Below are 17,033 nucleotides of genomic sequence, written 5' to 3'. Positions count from 1 at the left end.
CTATTGAACGCAAAGCACCCGCCAGACGCATCTGACGGGTGCCGTAATATCATGGCAGTTCCAGAAGGATCTGCCGATTGAGGTACAGATTGGATATTGCCTCCAGCACAGGATTTGTATATACAGAATGGAACTGCTCGTTGGAGATGTGGCGCTGATCGCTGTCTTCTGCACAGTAGATCCCATTAATCACCTTTTCTGCAGAGCTGACGTCTACAATGTTACGCTCAAAGCAGCGGATGATTTCCGCTGTACTTAATGGCGTCTGCTCCACCAGTTCCAACACACGCTGTTCATCTGCAGTCAAAGAACGCTTCTTGGTACCCAGCAGGATATCCACCAGCTGCAGAGTACCTTTCGTGAGCATTCTCAGCAGCTGCAGAGTCTTCCGGCCAGTGGAAATGTGATACGGCACAACAAACGCATCAGACAGCATATTGTACAGTGCATCTCGGCCAGTATAGCCTAAGCCCTTAGACACCAGCTTGCGCTTCACCAGCAGATCCAGCAGCTGGTCAAAGTCGGGCTTCTCCCCTTCCAACAGCTTCATCTGACTGTCATAGAAGCGCTTCAACTCATCGTAGGTAAGCACCTCCCAAAGCAGCGTGCTCCAAATCACAAACTCAGGAATGGAAATCGGATGCAGCTTCCCAAGCCTCTGAATGTACGGTACCTTTCGGCCATTCTGATTCTTAATACGGTAACTGCCAATTGCAGAGTAAAAAGTCATCATATTCAAGTCCTCCTCAATTTGTCTTTCTACTCTTTTTTTACGCACCACCCTGACTGGCAACAACAAATTAGAATGCGAATTTCAGCATTTGCGGATCCTCACGCAGTTTGGAGCGTGCTCTGGATATCCAGGCGTTGATGTTATTCACCGTCGTATCGTACCTTTCGGCGATCTCTCTGGAGCTATAGCCAAGGCTCTTAAGCTCCAACGCCTCAATACCACGCAGGGTAATCCCGGAGTAATTCTCCTTACAGCGCTGCAGCACCTTCTGGGCGTCACTATAGTACATGGACTCGTCCAAATCATCGCTTACTCCGAAGAAGGACAGCGCGTAGGAATCACAATCACATTCAAGATCCATCTCCATCTTCGGATAGCGGGCAGAGTTTTCCTTTCTACAGTGATCGATCATGGCATTGTAGATTGCCCTGCAAGCCAAAGGGACAAAGGATCCAATCTCCGGTCTGTAGCTCATCGCAGCACGACACAGAGCCTCACACCCGATTTGATAGAAATCCTCGTGGGTTAATAGAACCTCACCAACCACTTTGATTCTCTTTTTAATGATCTGTTCTACGAGGTCCATATTCTGTACAACCAGTTCGCGCTGATAATCCGTCATCTGTTTCATTTTCAAATACCTCCTTTTAGCTGGCCGCCTTCTCATTCAGGGCTAAAATGCTGTCACATTTCTTGATGAGTTCCTCGCAGCGATACTCGCTGAACATGCCGATATGCGCCTCACGCAGCGGTAAGCAGAAGAAATCAGCCATCCAACGGTAAGCATCCTGCCGAGACATGATGCCGGTCTGCCAAATCCGGTCAAATTTCCGATGCGCCCGGATGCGCAGGTTCCGCAAATCACCATTGGCCAGAGGGCCCATAGGTGTCTTGGAGCCAGGATAGATGCTGACGTAGGACTTACAGATTGGGTACTTGCTGCAGACATACAGCTCATCTGTACGCTGTGCGTCGTGGTAGATCTCAGCTGCAGGCCGAATGTGGGCAATAGAACCGCAGTATGGACATCGCACCGGCTGGTTCATCTTCTTTTTCGTTTTCTTTTTACACATGGTCTTAAACCTCCTTTATTTCGTTCTCATCATGAGTTCACCCAGAAAACCCGGGGGTACCCCACATTTTTAATTGTGAATTTTTTGTGAACATTAATTTGGGCAACAAAAATAGCAGCCGCTTTTCAGCGACTGCTTCATGGATTGATCTGGCTGTCCGCATTTTGGGACATCTAAGTGTTTAGAATGGGTACCATCAGAGGTATCCGTATCCGGAAGAGCGATGACTGATATCGTTGTAACCGGATCGTATATCCGTTGACAGATGCCCTCAATTCCTTTTACAATGAGCATGGTGGACATGTAGCAGCAAAGGCTGCCCGCCATGTGGAAGATGAGGCAACTATGGCACGTGCCTGTGCCTGCTTATGATATAAGAAAGGTGGACCATCACAATGGCAAGATCTTCTTTTCAGAAGTTGAAATTGCTGCACGTCATGAATTACCTGCTTCAGAATTCTGACGAGGAAAACCCCGTAACGGTAAATCAAATCATCAACTACCTGGACTCCAATGGCATTTCCGCCGAGCGTAAGAGCGTCTATGATGACATTGAAGCTCTGCGTGTATTTGGCATGGATATCGTCGAGGTAAAGGGTGGTCGATTCTACGGCTATTATGTGGCAAGCCGTACCTTTGAGCTTCCCGAGCTGAAGCTTCTGGTAGATAGTGTTCAGTCCTCCAAGTTCATTACCCATAAGAAGACTGCTTCTCTGATCAAAAAGATCGAGACATTAGCCAGTGTACATAGCGCTCAGCTACTGAATCGTCAGGTCTTCGTAAAGAACCGGATTAAGACCATGAATGAGTCCATCTACTACAACGTGGATGAGATCTATAACGGCATCTCCAGCAATCGCAAAATCCAATTCCTGTATTTCGAGTATAACGTGGCTAAAGAACGTCAGTACCGCCGTAACGGCGAATACTACGTTGTAAGTCCTTTTGCCATGACTTGGGATGATGAGAATTACTACTTGGTCGCCTACGACTCTGATGCCGGTATTATTAAGCATTATCGCGTCGATAAGATGGAGAAGATCTCCATGCTGGATGAAGAGCGCGACGGTCAGGAGGCTTATCAGGCCCTTGACATGGCCATCTACGCTCGAAAGACGTTCGGCATGTTCACTGGCGAAGAAACGAATGTGCAGCTGCGCTTTGAAAACCACCTGGTTGGCGCTGTTTTGGATCGCCTTGGCCGCGAGGTATTCATCATTGCTGACGGCCCTGACCACTTCACCGTTCGTACTGACGTGGTTGTGAGTCCCCAGTTCTTTGCTTGGGTTCTTGGCTTTGGCTCCCAAGCACAGATCATCGGGCCGGATCATGTTGTTGCTGAGATGAAAGAGCACATCTACTCTGCTGCCGATCTGTACGGACCGCGCGAGTAACTTCAAACCTAAGTGGAGACATCACCATGGGAAATGAAAACGGCGAATGGATCATGTATGGCGTCGATGAAGACGATCCTTATCGAATTAAATCTGTCCCTGAGCTGATCAGCTACATCAACGAGATCGGCTTCCTTCCCCTGTTCAAAAACACCATTCCGGGCTTTTCAGTTGAGGAGCGCACGCTCGCCAGAGACTGGTGGAGTGGAGATCCGGAATGTGATCCATGGGAATGGCGTGAGATCATTGCAGCGACTGGCGAGGTAGCCTATGGCAAATTCTTCGATAAGAAGGCCGGGTTCATTTCCCTGAAATGGCTTCCCTACTTTGCCAACTGGCGCAGGGATGGCTATGACTTTGATGCTCGCTGGGAAGATGGCAAGGCGCATCACCGGTCAAAGAAGATCATGGACCTATTTGAAGATGCCACTGAACTATTCTCCTTTGAAGCAAAACAGAAAGCTGGGTTCGGTAAGGGTGGCGAGAAAAACTTCGAAGGTACTGTGACAGATCTCCAAATGCAAACTTACCTGGTCATTCGGGATTTCCGGCGTCGCGTGAATAAAGCCGGTCTCCCCTACGGTTGGCCGATTGCTGTTTACACTACACCGGAAGCAATTTGGGGTTATGAACTGCTCTCATCTGCTTATCAGGAGTCTCCGGAGGAATCCAAAGCTAGGATCTATACTCATATCGCTTCTGAGTATCCCATCGCAACGGAAGCCCAAATCAAAAAACTGCTGAAATAGAATTGTCGGACGAGCCACTTGTGCTGCTTAGCTTCACTGTGTTCTGTCCTGACAGGAGGAAACAATGGAAGTTATCGTGACTGGCGGCATGCTCTCAATCGAGGAACAGAAATACTACGAAAGCCATGTGTTGGAAAAGTATCCACACCTTGAGATACGTAAGCTACATCTCACTGTGGATGGTGACTTTGTTAATATTGCAGTCGAACCGAAGAAACGAATTCTGACCAAGATGGATGGCAGCTTAATTGGCGATCCTCTCACCTGGAACGATGCCAAGCGGGCTGAGTACCTTGATACGATCCCCAACTCTCTTGACCTCTAACGCAGTACCATGTACTGTCTGAAAATGAAATCTATGGAGCACTCAGTGATGGATATGAATTTAAGTGAAAGAAACCAGAAGATCGATGATGTTCTGGCACAGCTGCTCAGCTACGAACCCAGGAAGTTCGACTGGTACTATGATCAGCTGGAAAATCTGGATATGATCGTTTATGACTACGGTTCCTATATGGTAACGGAACCACTTAATGTAGATGAAGAGCTCCGGCGTGTGCTCGATGCTGACTTCGATCTCTGTCGTGCACTGCTCACACTCCTGTTCCGTGAAGATCATTTCGATAATGGCAGTTTTGAAACTCGGGTGGAGCGTGGCGATGTGAAGCTGATTGTGGAGCGCATGCGAGATCTAATCCGAGAGGAACTGCAGTAATAACAAGCTCTTACAGTGGCTCTGGACAACTTGTCCAGGGCCACTTTTCTTTTTCGCTGTCCGTTTTATGGGACAACTAAGGATGTAGAATGAGTACACTGAAAGAAATCTCTATCGTATATAGGAGGGTAACACATGAAATTCAAGATTGGTTTTTCTGCTGATAAGTACGAACACGAAGATACAGCACCCGCCCATATCGCAGTTCCCGAAGAACCTAAGCTGGTCAGATCCGTGGTACAGATCCACTTCCCTGCTCGTAATATGACGCTCTCCTACTACAACGATCAGTTCAACCTCCATCGGGGTGACCTGGTCTTCGTAGATGGCAAGCTTGAGGGTAAGCGTGGCTGCGTTGTAGATGTGGCCTATAACTTTAAGATCAAGGTTTCCGACTACAAACGCGTCATTGCCGTTGCAGATACAAATGTCACCGGCGAACTGCATCTGGCTGGCTCTCACTTCGTAGCGTTCGAACCCACTACCATGCCGTATGAGAAGGTTATCACCTGGTTCAAGCCTCCCGTGAAGGAAGATGATGAGTATATCTCCGGTCAGGACGACTCTTCCTTCCGTCTGGAGAACCTCGGTGGCATGGGTGCCAGCAACGCGGTTGGCGAACGCGGTCACGACTATTACATGTCCAACAAGGTGGTTTACATCTGCCTGGATGGTGAACACGGTCGTGCCATTGTAGAAGGCAGCGAACCCTATGAACTGGAGTTTGAGTTCAAGAACGGTGAAATCTCTCACCTCACCTGCAACTGCTTCTGTAGTTATCCCTGCAAGCACGAAGTAGCGGCAATGCTGCAGTTGAGAGAGACGTTGGATCTAATCGAAAAGAACTATGCTGCTCAGTATAAGCGCGGCAGCTACTTCGCTGCCATCAGTAAGGGAGCCTTTCTGAATTTTGTGATGGATGGTAAGGAAACCGGCAGCTTCGTGATGAATTGAGATGTTAAGTATGGCAAGAGTCTGTAGACATTATGAACACCAAGATTTCAGCGGGCTTCTTGCCGAACTTCAGGGTGCTGGTACTGGGGCTGAAAAGCCTCAGCCCGCGCCGATGAATCCAAAGTCGGTTGAAAAGATCGAGTATGTCTCCCCGGAAGCCAGGAAGCGAGCAAGCCTGTTGAGTAATCCCAGAATGCGCTATGCGTATTCCCAGATCGATAACACCATCCACGATCGGGACTGCGAAGCTCTGAAGGCTATTCGAGATAAGGACTTCCGTATGCTGGCAGATTTCGATGTGAAAAGGCCGATCTGTAAGCAGTGCTATCGCAAAGCTATCATCCGTAGCGGCATTGGTGACGATACTAAGCATATCAATGCCTACGTACATCTCTTCGATCGACTTAAGGCCACTGTGGCAGATCTGAAAGAGCTCATCATTGAAAACAGCGCTCGGCTATCTGCGATTGATATCGACCGAGTCGTCATCAAGGTACATGACGATCACTGGATGATTTGCTTCGTGAATAATAAGCCTCTGCTCTATCACAACAACTACTCTGTCCTTGACAATTATCAGCGTTTGTTCAATGTCGGATACCACGTCCAAAACGGTGGTGGGATCCACTCATTCCATAACTTCACACGTATGATGCTCAGCTATTCCTGGGCTGAGCATGTGGAGGTATTGAAGGCCAAAGCCCTTGCTTCGCTGCAGGCAAAGCTCAGAAGCCGTCTGGAGGGTATTCCCAACTGGCTGCGTGTGCCCCGCTTCTCCTTTTTCAATACTTACTTCACTGTTTTGGATTGCAATCATCAGCTCGGGAGATATCTTCGGAAAAACGAGGTACCTTTCATCGCAGTTGATAAAACCTATGAGGCCGGTTCACCCTATCGCCTGGTTACCTGCCAGATCCGCAGATGGCAGAAGTCTAAATTCATGGCCGCCGTGGATGCCTTGAAGGAATACACCGTCATCGCAGGCTATCATGATTATGCCGACAGGTGCGAACACCTCTTTCAGGATCTGTCGGAACATGAGCAAATTAGTCTTCAACAGAGTCACGCAAGCGACGCATGTTCTTTTATTCCAGCTGTCAAATTGCCGACTACATAACAACCTGTGCTCACAAGCAAATAAACCATCACTTCAGCGGGCCCGCAATAAGCAGGCCCGCTATCATTTTCGTTTTATGCGAAGATCTTCAACTTCGTCTTTTCCAGATCTTTCTGCAGTTCCCCGCAGTATAACTCATAGTCGTCGTGTCCAGCTTCCTGCATAATGCTCGGAAGATCAAACATTGCGGCTTCAAAGTCCACTTCATCTCGTTTTCTCACGCAAAGGATATGGATCGCATACTTGCTGCCGGGCCTTGCATAGGACCCCAGGATCTTTGCTTTGATTCTGTATCGAATACAGAGGAAATTCGCCATGCTAAGCTGATCGTCAATGACGGCATAGTAGACATGGAACAGTGTATCCTTTCGGACTTTCCAGCAATACTGTTTCAGTTCCATGATTAGATACCTCCATTTTCCTTCTGTTCATCCAGGGCGTCGCACAAGTTCGCAGCGTACTCTGCGTATTTCAGGGATTCTTCTGTACTGCCGAGTAACCCATCATCCAGGGCCAGATCCCACTGATAAAGAGTATCCACAATTCTGGCAATCGTGCCATCACCACAATCCTCGAAGTCAAGCAGTTCCTCTTCCGTATAGAAGCAAAGATGCCAAATTAGTTGGATATGATGCCGAAGGAGGATATTCGATGCACGAGTACCCAGCCGCAACTTCCAGACTGACAATGCACCACCACGCTCGATAATGGCGTCAATACGCTTGCATGGATCCTTAATGTCATGAATATGGCCCGGATATGTGCCAGGCACACGGCGAGCATCAAGCTTAGAATACTTGCTTTCCCAAAGGTCTTTCGGGTTCTTTTTCATGCCTTCCGCATAGCCATTTTTCAGGAAAGTATTGTAGTGTGGACCGTGGAACCGACGCACTGCCTTTCGAATTCTCTCACCAACCAAAGAGGGTGTTACCCCAAGCTGTTCAGCAATCGCGTACTGGGTCATGCCGTCACGATATTTAAGTTCGATCATCGTACGAGTATCTTCCGAAACCAGGGTCGAAAGCAGATACTCAAGGCCACGCTCTACTTCAGCACGATCAACCGAATCGCTTAGCGGCTCCTTTAATACCGCATCAATGAAGTTCCAGGGATATTCCAACTGCAGATTCTTCTTGGTTTCCATGATTTATTTCCTCCTCAATTAATTGACGGGGGCTTTCATCCAGTCCCCTTCTTCCAGTTCCGTGAAATAGGCATGCGTATCAGGCGCTGCCTTAGCCAATTCGTTATGGTCGCTGTGCTGGATCCAGTAATCGAAGACCTCAGCGAAGTATTCCTTGTGATTGGTGGTAGAATACTCGCCCAGCACTTTCTCTGCCGCCTTGGCTTCCTTCTCATACAGAGTCTCAATGGCATCGTCATAGCCAATGAACTGATGATAAAAGTGTCCGAACTCATGGGTTGTGGCATAGTCCATCTTGACGTAGATGCTCTTATTCATGTAGGAACAGCAACCGGCGCAATCCATGCCAATCCGATCACCAAAGGCATCGACGTATGCGCTATCGACGTAATAGCTCCAACCACGGGCATTGAATTCGTAGAGAATGGTTTCGGGGATCTTCTGGATCTCCAACAGGAAGTCATTCAAATACACGTCGTCAGTATTGACGATATCCATGACCTTCAGAAGGTCCGGTGTTGCAATACGCAGCTCCTGTGTCTGCATCAGATAGATTAGGTGCACTGCTTCCCCACGGCTGAGCAGATCCAGGGCATTGGCACTCTCACTACATAAGCCATTCTCCTTAGCAACGTACACGAAGTTGTTTTCTGCAGGAGCGTTGCTATAGAGGGTTGTGCTGAATACGGGGATACGCTCAACACGGAAAATGCTCTCGTACGCGTATCTACGGCAGATGCCGGAGTCAGGGTAAATCATGGCACCTACATCAAGCCAACCTTCCTCAAATGCCAGGCGGAGTTCTGCGGCACCGAATGCCTCATCCTCCTGTCGTTCAACGTCCTTTTCATACGCTCTGCAGAGCATGACTGCCCATTGACGTGCAGTAATGTTCTGGTTCGGGGAGAAACATCCATTTCCGGTACCGGAGGTAATTCCCTGCTCTGCTGCGTAGTTAATGCCCTCCACCCAGGGCGAGTCAGCCGCAACGTCTGAGAACGCGGGGGGCTCTGCAGCAAAGGCGGATACGGTCAACGACATGCACAGAAGCATCAGTGCAAGGATCAGACCGGGAAGTTTCTTATATTTTTTCATCGTTATCTCCTTTCGAGAGTTTCGCAGTCCATTCAATGGGACAGCGTAGTGAGTAGACTGGGTACATCAAGAGGAAAACTGGAGGTAAAATCAATGCGTAGACGCGGAAATGATTATGAGGGTGCACTCAGCCTGGTCGTTATGTTCCTGCTATTGATGTTTGCGCTCCCTATCATCGGCTTCAAGCAAGTTGGCAAGGGCGAAGCTCTGAATGTCGTCTGGGGCATTTTCCTAATTGTAATTGGAGTAGGATTCTGGATCTGGATTGCTCTAGCCGCCTAATCTTACCCACAGAAGCATCGAGGGGGGATCATCATGGATAAAGAAACCTTTGCTGAATATGCTGTCAAGAACACCATTGAGGACACCTTACAAGAAGCTCTGGACATTCTGGATGCAGATGACGGCAAGTCGTTTGAAGAAAAGCGAGAGGCAATCATCGAACATTTACAAAAGCATCGCGAGCCTGTGCTTGTAGATGCACTGGCAGATCTCGCGATTGCCGATAAAATCGGCCAACAGAATAAGGACGAATTCTGGCGCTACGGTGAGATCACGTGTCCTGGCACCAGTCTGATCCTTCGCAAGACTGATGACACCGATCGCAGCGGATACATTGCATTACAGAAGGAATACTGCATCATGAAATCCATGTTAGCGGAAGACGCCTATTGTGACATGGTCTGGAACGAACATGTTGAGCCGAAGGCTCTTATGCTCACTATCGTTCAGGATGGCTCGTATATCGGCTACTGCGGTATTAAAAACACTACACAAACGACATGGGAGATTGCCGTTGAACTGCTTCCACAATGGACGCGTCAGGGTATCGGTTATTGCGCAATTACAGCAATGATGGAAGCAATCGCCAAGCGTCTTGGTGTTAATGAGTTCAGAGTTCGGATTGACCCCGGTAACAAGGCAAGCCAGAAGCTATTTGAGAAGTTAGGTGCTCAGCCAAATGGCATCTCCGAGTTCCTGATCCATGACCAGGACTCCTTGAAAAAAGTTGAGGAAGACAATCTGCATCTCATTGACGAAGACACCATTACTCTCGCTGCCAAATTTGGTGTGGAGCCTCGTGCGCTCCTGAGCCATGTTTTGGAATATACCCTGATATACAGGCAGTAACATTGCCCATATACGACGAAAGCCGGGACTGAGTATTAAACGCTCAGTCCCGGCCATCTTTATTGATTTTTATGAGTAGCGTAATGCCGCTAAGAATGCTTCCTTCGCCGCCATTCCCGTTGCTTCAGATGATTTCCGACATAGATACTCCAGAGCGTCATTCCACTCTCACAGAGAGTATTGCTCAACATCGTAGTCTTCGATATGGGTAGCCAATATACAGCGCTGATATTGTGTTAGATAGCGAAGGTCGGGAATGCAATGGCAACCTAGGCATGCTGCAGCACGATCAAGCAGGCCCTGTCGCTTCATTGCTTACACCTTTCTGGTAGGGACAAAGCCCTGGAACCCATACTCGTCGTTAAAGGCCGCGTGTTCCAAATCAGCGTCCGTAACAAATTCCACAGGCTCAACTTTACCGTTGTCTTTCAGGATAATGAATGCGCAGGGTCTGATTTCCGTGCTACCGTCACGATTCAAGTAGATGGAGCTGATGCCCTTGCAGGGGATAATTGCACGAACTCTCTCAAAGGTATCTACTTCCTCAGTGAGATCGAACTCGCTTAGGAAGTGCTGACCGTCATTCGTGATAACGACGCAGCCGCTGTCATCTTCCATGGGTACAATGCGAGAAACGACGTTGGTATTGAGCAGATCACTTTTTCCAACCGGTACAAATTTACACATATTATTTTTTCTCCTTTTCATTTCAAATACTAGGTGCCTTTACAGGCTTTCCGTCATGGGTATCAGCTTCATCCGTGCGATCAATTCTTCTAACATCGCCCGTGGAGATGAACACGATACTTCTCTTAGGAACATAGACAAACCCGGAAAACTCATCGCCAATCTGGAAGATGGCATCATCAGAAGCTTTCCTGAACTTTGCAACGAGGGTATAGTCGCCTGACAGCTCATAGTCCTCGCCAACATGCAGAACCTCACCATTGATGAGGTGGATGTCATAATGTTGGATGTACATTTGGAATTTCCTTTCACATTGGAATTTGATTGGCCCCAGAGCTGTGTTACTAGCTCCGGGGCCAATCCCTTCAAAAGGTAGATACAATCCGCTTCTAACTCAGCTTAATAGCCGGTCTTAGGCAGAGAAGTATTCTGGAATCGACGCACGGTGGTTACCCAAGTTGCTTTAGCCGTCTGCCACTCGTTCAAATACTGGCCACCCACATCCGCACGATTGATGATCTGGTAGCCGTTACTGACGGTGCCAAGGACCTGTACACGCATGGTGGGATTGACCACGGATGCGAAACCGCTGGGCACAGCGCCGAACTCGAACCGGACATCGGTCACATACTCACCCTGCACAAGGCCCAGCGTAGTAGCATTCAGGCTCAGGGAGTAGTTATTGGTAGTCAGCAGGTTACTGGCCAGAGTCCGATAGTCATTCAGGTTGGTCTTGAAGGTGACCTTATAGTACAGGCGCTGGTTATAGGTGCCGGTAGACATACTGATGGCACGAGTGGCATCGGTAGGAATGCGGTCATGCCAGAAGAAGCTATTCAGGGCAACGTTGGAAGTATTGCCAATGCCGGAGAAGGCGTAACTCATCACCTGGCCGGGCTGCACTTCATAGTTACCAACCTTCTTGATGGTAACGCCGAGATTGGCTGCCTTGTTATAGGCGGAGAGCTTGATGATCTGGTTGGGATACTCGATCTCTGCCTCCATCTTCTCGCCGCTGAGCTGATAGTACTTGGGTGCGGACACCTCAGTGACATAGTAGCGGCCCAGAGGCAGGGGCCCGGAAGCTGCGACACCACGTGCGTCGGTCACAATGTAGCCGACTACAGCGCCGGATCTGGCCTGAGTGATTTCAAACACCGCACCCTCCAGTGCGCTGCCAGCACGCTGCCCGGTGACGTAGTTATCATCTGCAGCATACTTGCGGATCTGGATCTCACCGGTGACAGCACTATTCTCCCACTCAATCTGAGCGCACTTGCCTCGCTCCACGTAGACGGTCTTATACTGCTCGTCACGGATATAGCCATCAGCTGCCTCCAGCTCACGGATGTAGTACTTGCCGGGAGTCAGCTCGTCGTCGATGTAGATATAACCATCCTGATCGGTGGTGTACTCACCGATGGGATTCTTACCGGAATCGTACAGAACGAACTTGACGCCGTAGATGCCTCTGCCGGTGTGGGCATCCACCTTATGGATCATGATGGACGCCATACGCTGGTTAGTGATTTCCACAGTAGTGGTCTCGCCATCCTTCACACAGGCCTGTACGGGCGTAGCGTCCAGCTCATAGCCATCCGCCGCCTTCAGCTCGGTGATGGTGTACCAGCCACTCTCAGCACCGGGGATGCTGATGACACCGTTCCGGTCGGTGGTGTAGGTACCCAAAATCTCGCCATTGATCTTCCGGATCTCGAACTTGACGCCGCCGATACGTGCGCCGGTATCCTCATCGGACTTGATGATCTGCAAGCCGCCTGCAGGACGGTTATAGAAGGTCAAGGTCTGCAGGTCGTTGACATTGACCACAACGGTCTGGCTTCTGGTCTCTTCATCAATCACATAGCCGGGAATGGTCTGGGTCTCAGTGACGACCAGAGTACCGATAATATCGCTGATGAGGATCTCACCATTCTTATCTGTGCGATAGATACCGTTGGAGGACAGCTTACCGCCCTCATCGGGCACATAACTGCCGTCATCGTAGGTCACCTTGAACTGCACGCCTTCCAGGGGCTTCTTCGTGACACTATCCAACTTCACAATTCTAAGGCCGCCCAAGGGCTGGTTCAGGAACTCCACGGTAGTAACTTCATTGCTCTTGATGGTCGCCTGCTTAGGAGTGTCATCCAGCAGGTAGCCATCCTTCGCTCTGACTTCCATGATGATAACGGTCATCTCGGGCTCCAGTCCATCGATGATGATCTTACCATCCGCGTCAGTGGTGTAGATGCCGGTACCATTACCCACAACAGCACCATTGGTCTTCGTAACCTTGAACTGTACGCCATCCAGAGGCTCACGGGTATTGCTATCCTTTTTCAGGATCTGCAGGGAGCCCAGAGGCTGGTTAAGGAACTCCAGGATGGCAACGTCATTGCTCTTAATGACTGCCTGCTGAGGAGTGTCATCCAGGATGTAGCCTGCCTTCGCCTTGGTCTCCTTCACGATGACAGTAGTCTCAGGATTCAGATTAGGGATCACAATACTGCCGGAGCTGTCAGTGGTGTAGCGGCCATTATTGTTGCCAGCTGCAGTGCCGTTGCTGGTGGTGACCAGGAACTCAACACCGGCAATGGGCTCCTTAGTGAAGGCATCCTTCTTGATGATGTGCAGGGTTCCCTCGGGATAGTTACGGAACTCGAGGGTGACGGTCTCACCGCTCTTAGTCTTGATGCTCTGAGGCGTATCGTCCAGGACATAGCCTTCCCGAGCTCTAACTTCTTTCACTACCAGAGTGGTGCTGGGATCAATGCCTTCAATCAGGATGGTGCCAGCGCTATCCGTAACAAACTTACCGTTGCTGTTACCAACGACGCTGCCATCGCTCTCCGTGACCAGGAACTCCACATCGGACAGAGGCTCACGAGTCACAGCGTCAATCTTCTTGATGAGTACGCTGCCCTTCGCCTCGTTCCCGAATGTGACGGTGATGACATCCTGATCCTTACCGCTCAGGTACACGGTCTGGATATCATCCTCACTGAGCACGTAACCGTTAGGAGCAGAGATCTCCTCCACAATGTAGGTGCCTGCCTTCAGGCCGGTCAGGACGAAAGTACCGTTGGCGCTGGTCTGACGCTCAGCGATGGTAGTGCCGCCAGTACCGGAGGTGCCGCCCAAGAATCGGACACGGAACAACGCGCCCTGCAGAGGATCGCCAGTATTGGCATCCACCTTCTTCACAACGATGGCGCTAAGGGGCGTATTCTCAAATGTTACAACCTTACCGCGACCGGCTTCCACATAGAGTTCCTGAGATGCAGGGTCCTTAATGGCATAACCCGCAGCGCTCTCCAGCTCGGTGATGGTGTACCAGCCGTCATCCAGCTTGTCCAGCTTGAACTGACCATTCTCATCGGAGTAGAAGGTGCCCAGGTTCCGAATCTCACCGGTACTGGTCTTATCGGACTTGAAGGTGACGCTGAACTTTGCGCCCTTAATGGGATCGCCTGTGATGCTGTCGATCTTATTGACGGTCAGTGTAGGCTTGGGGTAGTTCTGGAACTGCACGGTACCCGTTCTGTTGGGGAACAGCGTGATCAGCTGATGCTCCTCATTGAGCAGGTAGCCATCGGGTACGGACTGCTCCCAGATCTCATAGACACCGGGCATCAGCTTCTCCAGGAAGCAGCGGCCATTCTCATCAGAAGTCACGGTAGTCAGCGTGGAGGAATCTACACGCTTGACGGTGAATGTGACGCCTGCGACCGGCTTGCCGGTGATTGCGTCTGTCTTCAGGATCTCCAGGTTGGGCATGCGATCGTTGGAGACTACGAGCTCACTGGTCTGGCCGGGGAACAGTTCCACATGATACTCACGCAGATCCTTCACATAGCCTTCAGGTGCATCCATCTCAATGATGGAGTAGACGCCGGGCTCCAGATTGGAGATGTTGATTGCACCGTTGGTGTCGGTGATGCGATCGAGGTAATGGGTGCCATCCTCAATCTTCGCAATGCGGAAGGTTGCTCCGGGCAAGCCTTCGCTATTGAAGCTATCCAGCTTAACTAGGCGGAAGCTGGGCATGCGGGTATTAGTAAAGACGAACTGTGCATTCTCATTACCATTGATCTGGATGACACGAGTGGAGTCATCAATCAGGTAGCCTTCAGGTGCTTCCAACTCAGTGACTTTATATGCACCGGGCTCCAGAGCGGTCAGGTCGATCTCACCATTCTCATCGGTCACATATTCCTTGGAGAAGGTGCCACCCACATGCTCAATGCGGAATCGGGCATTGGCCTGAGGCTCCAGAGTGGTGCTATCCAGTTTCACCAGATGGATGCCGGGCTTCTGGTCATTAAAGAAGATCAACTCCAGAATACCGTCAGAGCCCTCCAGCTCAATCTGCTGGGGATTGGTATTAATGATATGCTCGGAGTCCGTTGCAACTTCCTTTGCAACGTAGGTACCGGGCTCCAGATCAGTCAGCAGGATCTCGCCGAACTCATCGGTCTTGAAGATGCCCAGAGACTGTGTGTCGCGGAAGATCTCGAAAGAGACGTCGGGCAGAGCCTTCTGATTCTTGGAGTCGTACTTGATGATTCGCAGGCCGGGCTTCTCCTCATTGACGATGGGCACCTCCACAGTGTCTCCGGAGAGCACAGTTGCGGTATAGATCGTATCATTCATGATGTAGCCTGCAGGTGCAGCAATCTCCTGGACTCGATATGCACCGGGCTGGATCTCATCGAAAACGGCCACACCGGAGTAGTTGGTCTCACCAGTGTAGGTGGCACCGGACTCAATGTGCTCAATCTTGACCACAGCGCCGGAGAGCTGCATGCCGGAGTCAGAGTACTTCCGGACCATCAGGGTACCGTAAGGTGCATTCTCAAAAGTCAGGGTCGCCTGCTTACCGAATTCCACACGGACATTCTTTGCGGGCTCCTCACTCATAAGGTACCCGTTAGGAGCCTCGCGCTCGTAGACGGTATAGTTGCCCGCCAGAGTCAGAGGGATTACGATCTGGCCCTTGGAGTTGGTTGCGAAAGTGCCAACGGTAGCACCCTCGGGATCCACCACTTCAAACATCGCGCCCTTCAGGGGGATGGTGGTGCCTTCCTCATACTTGATGATCTTCAGGCTGGTCTCAGTAGGCTCCTCTTCAGGGGTGTCGGTATAGTTACTGTAGGTGGTCAGGCTAAGAGGTGTGGTGGGGTCGGTATCCACCATGTAGTTCTGCAGCTTACCGTACTTATCCACCTCAGCACACACGGCGTAGTAGATAGCGTACTTATAGACGTTAGTACGAAGGCTGAGCTGCACACTGCCATTCTGACCTTCCACGCTACCAACGGGATACAGGACCTTGAACTGACCGGCGTAACCATTGCCAGTTGCCTGGGTGGTAACCACATCAATTTCCTGGTTATTCATATCCACGATCTTGGTACCGGCAGGTACAGCAGAGGGATCGGTGAATCCGACATTGACGGTATAGTCGCAAACCCAAGTCTCAGAAGTGACAGTGAAGATCTGCTGCAGGTATTCCTGGCCATTGACGGTCACGGGATATGCTACTTCCTGATCGGGTTCCGTGGTAACGTTGGGTGCCAGGACCTTCGACCATGCGGTGCCACGCCGGTAGATGTCCTTCACCGCTGCCAGCATCTTATTGGCACGCTCAAGCTCAACGCCGGTCAGATTGGGATTGACCTTCATGTTGTTGATGTCCCAGTTGGGCAGCAGATACGCCCAGAGTGCCATCTTGGTGGCGTAGTAGGCCTGATACTTATTCTCAAGCTTCAGCTCACCGAGGCCACGGTGGGGATAGCCGTTGGCAATGATACCGATGACTTTGGGATCGCTACCGATCTCCTCCGCCAGGTACTTGATGCTCTCCCCTTCTGCCACGGTCTGGGGCACGCCCTTTGTGTTGGGGTTGACACAGTACGCAGGAATCTCCTTCGTCTGGCCATTGCGGTTGACGTAGTTGTAGTACGTATAGATGAGCTCGCGGACTCGGCCATTGATGGAAAGATAACTCAGCGGAGTGCCACCATTGTAGATGTCCACTTCGCCCAGCGCTTCCTCTACGGAACTTGCAGCGAAGGCCGTTCCGGGGATCATGCCGAAGATCATGATGACGGCGAGCAACATACTCATTACGCGTGTTTTCATGATATCTTGTTCCTCCATTTTGATTTTGTGTATCACATGAAGCTGTTGGAATTGAGGTGAAAGAAAAGAGCAATGTGCGTTTTTTGCACACTGC

Annotated in this window: 17 protein-coding genes; 8 read left to right on the top strand and 9 right to left on the bottom strand. The window is 50.2% G+C overall.

Annotated elements, in window-relative coordinates:
- Window positions 1-49: 49 nt before the first annotated feature.
- The 3 genes from I6E42_RS03480 to I6E42_RS03470 all read right to left on the bottom strand — a co-directional run bounded on the left by I6E42_RS03480 (window position 50) and on the right by I6E42_RS03470 (window position 1,806).
- Window positions 50-733, bottom strand: coding sequence for a hypothetical protein (locus I6E42_RS03480; RefSeq protein ID WP_235370544.1), 684 nt, complete (start codon window positions 731-733; stop codon window positions 50-52).
- A gap of 67 nt (window positions 734-800) precedes the next feature.
- Complete coding sequence (locus I6E42_RS03475; RefSeq protein WP_235370543.1) at window positions 801-1,364, bottom strand: sigma-70 family RNA polymerase sigma factor; 564 nt, start codon at window positions 1,362-1,364, stop codon at window positions 801-803.
- A gap of 16 nt (window positions 1,365-1,380) precedes the next feature.
- The gene (locus I6E42_RS03470; RefSeq protein ID WP_235370542.1) at window positions 1,381-1,806 is read right to left on the bottom strand and encodes a zinc-finger-containing protein; all 426 of its coding nucleotides are present in this window, start codon (window positions 1,804-1,806) and stop codon (window positions 1,381-1,383) included.
- 395 nt (window positions 1,807-2,201) lie between these two features.
- Here I6E42_RS03470 and I6E42_RS03465 point away from each other — a divergent pair, with 395 nt between their 5' ends.
- The 6 genes from I6E42_RS03465 (at window position 2,202) to I6E42_RS03440 (ending at window position 6,735) form a co-directional block, all read left to right on the top strand.
- Window positions 2,202-3,200, top strand: coding sequence for a helix-turn-helix transcriptional regulator (locus I6E42_RS03465; RefSeq protein ID WP_235370541.1), 999 nt, complete (start codon window positions 2,202-2,204; stop codon window positions 3,198-3,200).
- A gap of 26 nt (window positions 3,201-3,226) precedes the next feature.
- A complete protein-coding gene (locus I6E42_RS03460; protein ID WP_235370540.1) occupies window positions 3,227-3,949 on the top strand; it encodes an AlkZ-related protein in 723 nt (240 codons plus the stop codon).
- 64 nt (window positions 3,950-4,013) lie between these two features.
- On the top strand, window positions 4,014-4,274 hold the full coding sequence (locus tag I6E42_RS03455; RefSeq protein WP_235370539.1) for a hypothetical protein: 261 nt from the start codon (window positions 4,014-4,016) through the stop codon (window positions 4,272-4,274).
- Between the two features lie 48 nt (window positions 4,275-4,322).
- On the top strand, window positions 4,323-4,664 hold the full coding sequence (locus I6E42_RS03450; RefSeq protein ID WP_235370538.1) for a DUF6508 domain-containing protein: 342 nt from the start codon (window positions 4,323-4,325) through the stop codon (window positions 4,662-4,664).
- A 135-nt stretch (window positions 4,665-4,799) separates the two neighbouring features.
- On the top strand, window positions 4,800-5,618 hold the full coding sequence (locus I6E42_RS03445; RefSeq protein ID WP_235370537.1) for an SWIM zinc finger family protein: 819 nt from the start codon (window positions 4,800-4,802) through the stop codon (window positions 5,616-5,618).
- Window positions 5,619-5,628: 10 nt separating this feature from the next.
- A complete protein-coding gene (locus tag I6E42_RS03440; RefSeq protein WP_235370536.1) occupies window positions 5,629-6,735 on the top strand; it encodes a hypothetical protein in 1,107 nt (368 codons plus the stop codon).
- A gap of 74 nt (window positions 6,736-6,809) precedes the next feature.
- Here the strand turns inward: I6E42_RS03440 and I6E42_RS03435 are convergent, their stop codons facing one another.
- From I6E42_RS03435 to I6E42_RS03425, 3 genes are read right to left on the bottom strand one after another with little or no spacing between them, the layout of a single operon-like run.
- Window positions 6,810-7,136: a hypothetical protein gene (locus I6E42_RS03435; RefSeq protein WP_235370535.1), complete on the bottom strand. Its 327-nt coding sequence runs from the start codon at window positions 7,134-7,136 to the stop codon at window positions 6,810-6,812.
- Between the two features lie 2 nt (window positions 7,137-7,138).
- Window positions 7,139-7,879, bottom strand: a complete 741-nt coding sequence (locus I6E42_RS03430; protein ID WP_235370534.1) for a sigma-70 family RNA polymerase sigma factor — start codon at window positions 7,877-7,879, stop codon at window positions 7,139-7,141.
- An 18-nt stretch (window positions 7,880-7,897) separates the two neighbouring features.
- On the bottom strand, window positions 7,898-8,974 hold the full coding sequence (locus tag I6E42_RS03425) for an S-layer homology domain-containing protein (RefSeq protein ID WP_235370533.1): 1,077 nt from the start codon (window positions 8,972-8,974) through the stop codon (window positions 7,898-7,900).
- A gap of 93 nt (window positions 8,975-9,067) precedes the next feature.
- On the opposite strand from I6E42_RS03425, the gene I6E42_RS03420 reads away from it, so the two are divergent.
- Both I6E42_RS03420 and I6E42_RS03415 read left to right on the top strand, forming a co-directional pair.
- Window positions 9,068-9,256: a hypothetical protein gene (locus I6E42_RS03420; protein ID WP_235370532.1), complete on the top strand. Its 189-nt coding sequence runs from the start codon at window positions 9,068-9,070 to the stop codon at window positions 9,254-9,256.
- A 33-nt stretch (window positions 9,257-9,289) separates the two neighbouring features.
- Window positions 9,290-10,105, top strand: coding sequence for a GNAT family N-acetyltransferase (locus tag I6E42_RS03415; protein ID WP_235370531.1), 816 nt, complete (start codon window positions 9,290-9,292; stop codon window positions 10,103-10,105).
- A 315-nt stretch (window positions 10,106-10,420) separates the two neighbouring features.
- On the opposite strand, the gene I6E42_RS03410 is transcribed toward I6E42_RS03415, so the two are convergent.
- The 3 genes from I6E42_RS03410 to I6E42_RS03400 all read right to left on the bottom strand — a co-directional run bounded on the left by I6E42_RS03410 (window position 10,421) and on the right by I6E42_RS03400 (window position 16,939).
- A complete protein-coding gene (locus I6E42_RS03410) occupies window positions 10,421-10,792 on the bottom strand; it encodes a hypothetical protein (RefSeq protein ID WP_235370530.1) in 372 nt (123 codons plus the stop codon).
- 22 nt (window positions 10,793-10,814) lie between these two features.
- Window positions 10,815-11,087, bottom strand: coding sequence for a hypothetical protein (locus I6E42_RS03405; RefSeq protein ID WP_235370529.1), 273 nt, complete (start codon window positions 11,085-11,087; stop codon window positions 10,815-10,817).
- 104 nt (window positions 11,088-11,191) lie between these two features.
- Window positions 11,192-16,939, bottom strand: coding sequence for a SpaA isopeptide-forming pilin-related protein (locus I6E42_RS03400; protein ID WP_235370528.1), 5,748 nt, complete (start codon window positions 16,937-16,939; stop codon window positions 11,192-11,194).
- Window positions 16,940-17,033: the final 94 nt, after the last annotated feature.

The sequence above is a fragment of the Pseudoflavonifractor phocaeensis genome (genome assembly GCF_021531815.1).
Taxonomy (GTDB): Bacteria; Bacillota; Clostridia; order Oscillospirales; family Oscillospiraceae; genus Lawsonibacter; species Lawsonibacter phocaeensis_A.
This window is presented reverse-complemented; position numbering and strand designations above follow the sequence as displayed.

Bases quoted from the DNA above. Each gene is read 5' to 3' on its own strand.
- I6E42_RS03460 (WP_235370540.1), top strand. From the start codon at position 3,227: ATGGGAAATGAAAACGGCGAATGGATCATGTATGGCGTCGATGAAGAC.
- I6E42_RS03420 (WP_235370532.1), top strand. From the start codon at position 9,068: ATGCGTAGACGCGGAAATGATTATGAGGGTGCACTCAGCCTGGTCGTT.
- I6E42_RS03465 (WP_235370541.1), top strand. From the start codon at position 2,202: ATGGCAAGATCTTCTTTTCAGAAGTTGAAATTGCTGCACGTCATGAAT.
- I6E42_RS03405 (WP_235370529.1), bottom strand. From the start codon at position 11,087: ATGTACATCCAACATTATGACATCCACCTCATCAATGGTGAGGTTCTG.
- I6E42_RS03415 (WP_235370531.1), top strand. From the start codon at position 9,290: ATGGATAAAGAAACCTTTGCTGAATATGCTGTCAAGAACACCATTGAG.
- I6E42_RS03440 (WP_235370536.1), top strand. From the start codon at position 5,629: ATGGCAAGAGTCTGTAGACATTATGAACACCAAGATTTCAGCGGGCTT.
- I6E42_RS03480 (WP_235370544.1), bottom strand. From the start codon at position 733: ATGATGACTTTTTACTCTGCAATTGGCAGTTACCGTATTAAGAATCAG.
- I6E42_RS03435 (WP_235370535.1), bottom strand. From the start codon at position 7,136: ATGGAACTGAAACAGTATTGCTGGAAAGTCCGAAAGGATACACTGTTC.
- I6E42_RS03410 (WP_235370530.1), bottom strand. From the start codon at position 10,792: ATGTGTAAATTTGTACCGGTTGGAAAAAGTGATCTGCTCAATACCAAC.
- I6E42_RS03425 (WP_235370533.1), bottom strand. From the start codon at position 8,974: ATGAAAAAATATAAGAAACTTCCCGGTCTGATCCTTGCACTGATGCTT.
- I6E42_RS03430 (WP_235370534.1), bottom strand. From the start codon at position 7,879: ATGGAAACCAAGAAGAATCTGCAGTTGGAATATCCCTGGAACTTCATT.
- I6E42_RS03455 (WP_235370539.1), top strand. From the start codon at position 4,014: ATGGAAGTTATCGTGACTGGCGGCATGCTCTCAATCGAGGAACAGAAA.
- I6E42_RS03445 (WP_235370537.1), top strand. From the start codon at position 4,800: ATGAAATTCAAGATTGGTTTTTCTGCTGATAAGTACGAACACGAAGAT.
- I6E42_RS03475 (WP_235370543.1), bottom strand. From the start codon at position 1,364: ATGAAACAGATGACGGATTATCAGCGCGAACTGGTTGTACAGAATATG.
- I6E42_RS03400 (WP_235370528.1), bottom strand. From the start codon at position 16,939: ATGAAAACACGCGTAATGAGTATGTTGCTCGCCGTCATCATGATCTTC.
- I6E42_RS03450 (WP_235370538.1), top strand. From the start codon at position 4,323: ATGGATATGAATTTAAGTGAAAGAAACCAGAAGATCGATGATGTTCTG.
- I6E42_RS03470 (WP_235370542.1), bottom strand. From the start codon at position 1,806: ATGTGTAAAAAGAAAACGAAAAAGAAGATGAACCAGCCGGTGCGATGT.